Origin of the sequence: Pseudoalteromonas sp. MelDa3 (genome assembly GCF_002863625.1) — a bacterium.
Classification (GTDB): domain Bacteria; phylum Pseudomonadota; class Gammaproteobacteria; order Enterobacterales; family Alteromonadaceae; genus Pseudoalteromonas; species Pseudoalteromonas arctica.
The window spans coordinates 1-7,581 of sequence record NZ_PJBR01000254.1 but is presented as its reverse complement, the minus strand read 5'-3'; the positions used below and the strand labels follow the sequence as shown (position 1 = coordinate 7,581).

General features: G+C 38.2%; 6 protein-coding genes. All 6 read left to right on the top strand.

The features are described 5' to 3' along the window. Positions 1 to 13 precede the first annotated feature (13 nt). On the top strand, positions 14 to 514 hold the full coding sequence (gene rfaH / locus CXF89_RS20745) for a transcription/translation regulatory transformer protein RfaH (protein ID WP_121955643.1): 501 nt from the start codon (positions 14 to 16) through the stop codon (positions 512 to 514). A 518-nt stretch (positions 515 to 1,032) separates the two neighbouring features. Then, on the top strand, positions 1,033 to 2,145 hold the full coding sequence (locus CXF89_RS20740; RefSeq protein WP_121955642.1) for a polysaccharide export protein: 1,113 nt from the start codon (positions 1,033 to 1,035) through the stop codon (positions 2,143 to 2,145). Between the two features lie 11 nt (positions 2,146 to 2,156). Next, positions 2,157 to 2,591 (top strand): low molecular weight protein-tyrosine-phosphatase, encoded by a 435-nt coding sequence (locus CXF89_RS20735; protein ID WP_121955641.1) that lies wholly within the window; start codon positions 2,157 to 2,159, stop codon positions 2,589 to 2,591. Positions 2,592 to 2,606: 15 nt separating this feature from the next. Then, positions 2,607 to 4,862, top strand: coding sequence for a polysaccharide biosynthesis tyrosine autokinase (locus tag CXF89_RS20730; RefSeq protein ID WP_121955640.1), 2,256 nt, complete (start codon positions 2,607 to 2,609; stop codon positions 4,860 to 4,862). A gap of 374 nt (positions 4,863 to 5,236) precedes the next feature. After that, positions 5,237 to 6,517 (top strand): Vi polysaccharide biosynthesis UDP-N-acetylglucosamine C-6 dehydrogenase TviB, encoded by a 1,281-nt coding sequence (gene tviB / locus CXF89_RS20725; RefSeq protein ID WP_121955639.1) that lies wholly within the window; start codon positions 5,237 to 5,239, stop codon positions 6,515 to 6,517. Positions 6,518 to 6,627: 110 nt separating this feature from the next. Then, positions 6,628 to 7,581: NAD-dependent epimerase/dehydratase family protein (locus tag CXF89_RS20720; RefSeq protein WP_121955638.1), on the top strand; the 954-nt coding region annotated here is incomplete at its 3' end.

The following is a 7,581-nucleotide window of genomic DNA, read 5'->3' as shown; positions in this document are numbered from 1 at the left end:
ATTAAGGACTACTATGGGACGTTGGTACTTAGTCTTATGCAAGTCTAAGCAAGAAGAACGAGCTAAAAATAATTTGCAAAATCAAGGGATTGAAGCGTTTTACCCCAAGTTAACTACTGAAAGGCTAGTTAAAGGTCGTCGTACCGTCAAACAAACCGCTTTATTCCCTAATTATTTATTTGTATGCCTTGAGTCAAAAAATGGGAACTTTTTTTCTGTAAAAAACACGCGTGGAATAGGAGGCTTTGTTTCTTATGGGGCAAGCTATCAAGTGGTTTCTACGCAAATAATAAACCAACTAAAAAGTGAACGTTCGAACACTATAGAATCAAAAGTCCCAAAAATAGGTGATGTAGTAAGTGTTAATAATGAGTCATTTAACAATATCCAAGCAATATATAAAGAACCTGATGGAGACATGCGTAGTATATTGTTAATAAACTTGCTTAATCAACAAGTAGAAATGAGCGTAGATAACAAAGAAATAGCAACTAAAAACACAAGTATCACGTAAATTTCAACAAGTTTTATATACGGTTAAGGTTACATCTAAGATCAAAATAGCATTAAAGAATAAATCAGTATGTAGGAACTGTAACCTAGGGACGGAAGTGTGCCTTAAAGGCTAGTACTTCTAATTAGCTCACCTAATTTCTATTAATACATCGCATCTACAAAGGTGCTGGGCCATAGAAAAAGTGCAGGCTAAATTGAATTGTTTTAGTGAGTTTTTTGTTTACTTTTATTTACTTCATTTCACATAGTGAAAAGTAGTCTATAAAGTATGTGATTATGAGATGATACGGCTAAATAGGTAAAAAATTAATAACCGCACTAAAGTTATCATTTTGTACAATACTAAAGAATTAGTGACGCCTCTTCTTTACATTTTTTTAACCACTTAAGCGTTTACTAACACCCTGTTTCTTGCTTAGGCTTTATTGTCATGCTTTAATTAGCCAGTTAAAAATACAAGTACTCGCCAAGGTTGGTGGGCAAGTGCAATATTTAAATAAATTTTGGGATTCTACTATGGCGTTAAGCTGTAAATCACTCGTTACTTCACTCGCATTATTATCAATAGCTGGCTGTACTATAATACCCGGTAGCCACTTTGAGGGTATTGACCCAGGCGAGCAAACTCAAAATCTTGATAAAGATCTAGAAAAAGTAAACATTCAAATAATTGACTCGTCATTAATCAATGAGCAAAAACGTGGGCGTGAAGCTGCTAAGCCATCTTTGAGCACCGCCGGTTTAAACGTGAATGATTACGAATATAAACTAGGTATAGGTGACGTACTTACAATTGGTGTATGGGATCACCCAGAGCTAACAATACCAGCCGCTGTACAACGTACTGCCGAGTTTGATGGATTTAGAGTTCAAAAAAATGGCACTATTACTTACGCATATGCGCCTAACATTCAGGCCGAAGGTAAAACGGTAAGTCAAGTACATAATGAACTAGTAAACCGCTTAGCCCGAGTGATTGAAGATCCTCAAGTAGATGTAAAAGTAGTGGGTTTTAGAAGCCAAAAAGCCTATGTAACAGGTGAAGTAAGTAAACCAGGTGTTTATCCGGTAACCGAAATTCCTCTCACGCTAATTGACGCGCTAAATCAAGCTGGTGGGTTAACCGAAGCTGCGGATTGGCGTACAGTAACCTTTACCCGTGGCAATAAAACCGAAATTATTCAGTTAGAAGACTTTTACGCCCATGGTGATATATCTCAAAACCGTCTATTGCAAAATGGTGATATAGTGCACGTAAACCGCAATGATAAACAAAAAGTATTTGTACTGGGGGATGTAAAAAAAGCAGGTTCGGTTACATTAACAAGGTATGGCTTGAATTTAGCTGAAGCATTGAGCGACACTGGTGGCTTAAATGAAAATACAGCTGACGCCAATGGCGTGTTTGTATTGCGCAAACGTAACTACGAACAAACAGGTGTTTTGGCCGACGTATATCAATTACATGCTAAAAGTATCGCAGCACTTGTGCTTGCAGAACAATTTGAGCTGCAACCGCATGATATAGTTTATGTAACATCAGCACCACTAGCTCGTTGGAATCGCGTAATAAGCTTATTACTGCCTTCAATATCGACAGTCGATAACCTTAACGATATTAACAATTAAGGGTTATAAATATGTTTGATTCTGTTTTAGTGGTTTGTGCCGGTAATATATGTCGAAGCCCAACTGGCGAATATGTATTAAAGCAAAAGCTTAAAGGCAAAAATATTAAAGTGTCGTCAGCAGGGTTAACCGCGCTTGAAGGCAAACCAGCAGATGCAAAAGCTCAGCAAATAGCACAAGCGCATGGTATTAATATGGACGCCCACCAAGGTCAGCAGCTTAGTTCAAGTTTAGTAGCTCAAAATAGTGTAATACTGGTAATGGAAGAACGTCATTTAAACGATGTACACGCACGTTACCCAGAGGCACGAGGTAAAACATTTTTACTTGGTAAATGGATTAATAACGCCGAAATACCCGACCCGTATAGGCAAAGCCAAGAGGCTTTTGAGCACGTATACACTCTAATCGATAGCGCCTGTAGCGCTTGGCAAAAGTATTTATAAGGAATGGCTAATTTAATGAATACCCAGCCGAACAATAGCTCTAGTAGCGCGAAGAATAAAAGCACAAATAACACCACACAACCGACGCAAGAAATCGATTTAATGGCATTATTAGGTGCATTGCTCGATCGCAAATATTTTATAGTGGGTGTAACTGCAGTGTTTATGTTTATAGGTGTTGTATATGCCGTATTAAGCACACCTGTTTACCAAGCAACAGCTATGATACAGGTGGAAGATGGCAGTGCATCAGTTCCTGGTTTCGATGATATGGCTGGCATGTTTGAAAGTACATCAGCTGCAGTAACTGAAATAGAACTACTAAAATCGCGAAGCATAATAGGTGAAGCAGTTGATACGCTAAAGCTTGATGTAATTGCAGAGCCTAAATTATTCCCGTTTATTGGCAGTCGTAGTTACCGTAAATTTACTCCAATGAAAGATGGAGACTTAGCTGAGCCAAGCTTCGGAGCCAAAAGTTACGCATGGGGTGGTGAAAGTATAAACATATTTAGGTTTAATGTTCCGCATTTTGCAGTTAATCAAAGTTTTACCTTAGTAGCGAAAAATAATAATAGCCTTGCTCTTTTAGATAGTGATGGTGAGCAAGTATTAGCGGGAAAAGTAGGTGAAGAGCTTGCAAGTGGTAAATTTAACTTAACAGTTCGCACTTTAAACGCACGTCCAGGTACCGAGTTTATTATTAGCCGTAAAGATCGCCTTAATACTATATTAGATTTACAAACTGCAATTGGCGCAAGCGAAAAAGGCAAAGACTCTGGCATAATAAATTTAAGCTTACAAAGTACTAAACCGAGCTATGCCGAAAAAGTACTTGATAAAGTGGCTGCTATTTATGTACGTCGCAATGTTGAGCGTAATAGCGCAGAGGCGCAAAAGTCGCTTGAATTTTTAGAAGTACAATTACCTGAAATTAAGAAACAGCTTGAATACGCAGAGCAACGCTTTAATGACTACCAAATAAAGCGTCAGTCAATAAACATAACTCTTGAGACGCAAGGTGTGCTTGAGCAAGTCGTAAAGCTAGAGACAAAGCTGCAAGAACTAAATTTGAAACGCTTAGAACTTGGTCGAAAATTCAAAAAAGATCATCCTTCATATCAAGGTATATTGGAACAAATAGAGGCGGTTGAAAGCCAAAAACAAGAGCTTGTTGGTGAGGTAGGTAACCTACCAGAAACTCAACAAGAGTTATTACGTCTAAAGCGTGATGTTGAAGTTAGCAACCAAATTTACACATTGTTATTAAGCAAAACACAAGAGCTAGACATCGTACGCGCGGGCACTGTGGGTAATGTACGTATTATTGACTTCGCCGAAGTCAATACAAGTAAGCCAGTTAAGCCTAAAAAAGCATTAATAGTGGTTATGGCTACTATGCTGGGTGGTATGTTAGCGGTGGCAGTTGTACTTATACAAAAAGCAATGCATAAAGGGGTTGAAGACCCAGCAGAAATTGAAGCGCTAGGCTTGCCGGTATACGCAAGTGTACCGCACTCCGATTATCAAGATAAGCTAAGCGGCTTTGCTGAACGTGCGCGTAAAAATAAAACGAATAAACCCAAAAGTATATTAGCGCTTGATAACCCAGCCGATCTCGCTATTGAAGCACTGCGCAGCCTGCGAACTAGCTTACACTTTGCGATGATGGAGGCTAAAAATAATATTATAGCTATATCAGGTCCAAGCCCAAGTGTAGGTAAATCATTTATATCGGTTAATTTAGCAAGTGTTCTTGCTCAAAGCGGTAAGAAGGTTCTTATTATAGATGCAGATATGCGCAAGGGTTACTTGCAAACACAATTTGGGCTAGAGGCAGCAGATGGCCTAAGCGATTACTTATCGGGGCGTTTAAACTTGGAACAAGTTACAAAAAAGACCAAGGTTGATGGGCTTAGTGTAATTACTCGCGGGCAAATACCTCCAAATCCTTCTGAGTTATTAATGCACAGTAATTTTAGCAAATTAGTTGAAGAAGTAACTGCTAATTACGACATAATATTGATAGATACACCACCAATTTTAGCGGTAACAGATCCGGTACTTGTTAGTGCGCACAGCGGCACTACATTACTTGTAACCCGCTTTGGTCAGAATCACGTACGTGAGATAGAACTTACTCGCAATCGCTTTGAGCAAAATGGCATAGATGTAAAAGGTGTCGTGTTTAATGGCGTAGTTAAAAAAGCAAGTAATGCATATGGATATTATGGTTATTACAACTACGAATATACAAGTGATAAAAAATAAGGGGCCTATTGGGCACTTTTTATAAAAAGTACAAAAACAAGGTATTACAAAGAGATAGTCTAAATTGACTGTCTCATTTTAGAAAAAAGTGTCTCAGTGGGTTGTAAGAACAGTGAGATATAAAATTGCTAAAATGCAATTTAGTGGTGAGCTATTGCGGTCTAATTTAGTAAATTTAGAGCGTTTTTATCATTAAAAAATGAATGATAACCCACTCAAATAAATTATAAAAACGTGCCTTTTACCCACGAGTATATGTCTTGATACTCGTTTTTTATAGCGCGTTTTAACTTGAAACCAGTTTTAATATTTAATTTTACGAAGCTCGAAGCCTAAAGCTCGAAGCTCGATAACCAAGCAAAGAGAGTACATTTATGCACGATTCATTAACGGACCTAAAAATTGGCATTATAGGTTTAGGCTATGTAGGCCTCCCATTAGCAGTTGAGTTTGGTAAAAAATTCCCAGTAACAGGTTTCGATATTAACCAAGGTCGAATTGCACAGCTACAAGCCGGCCACGACTCAACACTTGAAGTAAGTGACGAAGAGCTTAAACAGTCCCCGCAACTTAATTTTTCTTACACAGTGTCAGATCTTGAAAGCTGTAATGTATATATTGTTACAGTGCCAACCCCTATTGACGCGCATAAACAACCTGATTTAACACCACTTATTAAAGCCAGTGAAATGCTAGGTAAAGTAGTTAAAAAAGGCGACATAATAATTTATGAGTCAACAGTATACCCAGGTGCAACAGAAGAAGCGTGTTTACCAGTAGTAGAGCGTGTATCTGGACTTGTATTTAATAAAGACTTTTTTGCTGGTTATTCTCCAGAGCGTATAAACCCGGGTGATAAAGAACACCGTGTAACTAACATATTAAAAGTGACATCAGGCTCGAATCCAGAAATAGCTGAAAAAGTAGATCAACTTTATAAATCAGTAATTACGGCCGGCACACACAAAGCAAGCTCTATTAGAGTAGCTGAGGCTGCAAAGGTAATTGAGAATACGCAGCGCGATGTAAATATAGCTTTAATTAATGAGCTATCTATTATTTTTAATAAGTTAGGTATCGATACGCTCGAAGTATTAGAAGCGGCCGGCACTAAATGGAACTTCTTACCATTTCGCCCAGGATTAGTTGGCGGACACTGTATTGGTGTTGATCCGTACTACTTAACACATAAAGCACAAAGTGTAGGTTACCACCCAGAAATGATTTTAGCCGGTCGCCGTTTAAACGATGGTATGGGTAAACATGTAGTATCAGAACTGGTTAAAAACATGCTTAAAAAACGTATCCATGTAGACGGTGCAAACGTATTAATAATGGGTTTAACGTTTAAAGAAAATTGTCCAGACTTACGTAATACAAAAGTGGTTGATATAGTCAGTGAACTTAAAGAATATAACATTAATGTTGATATAGTCGACCCATGGTGCTCAAACGATGAAGCTCAACATGAATATGGTTTAAGTTTAACTAACGAACATAAGCCTAATAATTACGATGCAATCATTCTTGCTGTAGGTCATAACGAATTTAAAGAAATGGGCGCAGAGCAAATTCGTGCACTAGGTAAAGCAGAACACGTACTTTACGACTTAAAGTACGTACTACCAAAACAAAGTGTAGATATGCGTTTATAGCTTTGTAGGCGCGGGTTTATCCCGCGCTCTTAAATTAGACTGCATACGCCATGCACAATTAATAACTTAAATGTTGTTAGTGTTCAGTATCAAAACTTTAAAGGACAACCATGACTCGTTACGAACAAATTAAAACAGAATTACTTTCTTCTCCAAAAACCTGGCTAGTAACTGGTGTTGCTGGTTTTATAGGCTCAAATCTTTTAGAGCATTTATTAAAATTGAATCAAAAAGTGGTGGGTCTTGATAACTTTGCAACCGGTCACCAGCATAATCTTGATGAAGTAAAAAGCTTAGTTACTTCTGAGCAGTGGCAAGGTTTTAGCTTTATTGAAGGCGATATTCGCAATTATCAAGATTGCGAAACAGCATTAGCTAATAACGGTGAAGGTGTCGACTATGTACTGCATCAAGCAGCGCTCGGCTCAGTACCGCGTTCAATTGCCGATCCTATTACAACAAATGCTGCTAATATCACTGGTTTTTTAAATATGTTACAAGCGGCGAAAGAGGCTAAAGTAAAAAGCTTTACCTATGCTGCAAGTAGCTCTACTTATGGCGACCACCCTGCATTACCTAAGGTAGAAGAAAACATTGGTAATCCACTTTCTCCCTACGCAGTAACTAAATATGTTAATGAGCTATATGCAGGTGTTTATGCAAAAACGTATGGCTTTAAAACCATAGGTTTACGTTATTTTAATGTTTTCGGTCAACGTCAAGATCCTAATGGAGCTTATGCTGCAGTAATTCCTAAGTGGACTGCCGATATGATCAAAGGCGAAGATGTATTTATTAATGGTGATGGGGAAACAAGTCGCGATTTTTGTTTTATCGAAAATACTGTGCAAATGAATATACTTGCCGCAACAGCAGAAGATGAAGCTAAAGATAACGTATATAATGTAGCTGTGGGCGACCGTACAACACTTAATGATTTATACAAAGCAATACAGTCTGCACTCAAAGAATGCGATATAAAGACGACGCAAGAGCCAATCTACCGAGATTTTAGAGCGGGCGATGTACGCCATTCTCAAGCAGACGTAAGTAAAGCAGTTAAC

Excerpts from the sequence above, each read along its gene's own strand:
- CXF89_RS20740 (WP_121955642.1), top strand. The coding sequence starts at position 1,033 with ATGGCGTTAAGCTGTAAATCACTCGTTACTTCACTCGCATTATTATCA.
- CXF89_RS20735 (WP_121955641.1), top strand. The coding sequence starts at position 2,157 with ATGTTTGATTCTGTTTTAGTGGTTTGTGCCGGTAATATATGTCGAAGC.
- rfaH (WP_121955643.1), top strand. The coding sequence starts at position 14 with ATGGGACGTTGGTACTTAGTCTTATGCAAGTCTAAGCAAGAAGAACGA.
- CXF89_RS20730 (WP_121955640.1), top strand. The coding sequence starts at position 2,607 with ATGAATACCCAGCCGAACAATAGCTCTAGTAGCGCGAAGAATAAAAGC.
- tviB (WP_121955639.1), top strand. The coding sequence starts at position 5,237 with ATGCACGATTCATTAACGGACCTAAAAATTGGCATTATAGGTTTAGGC.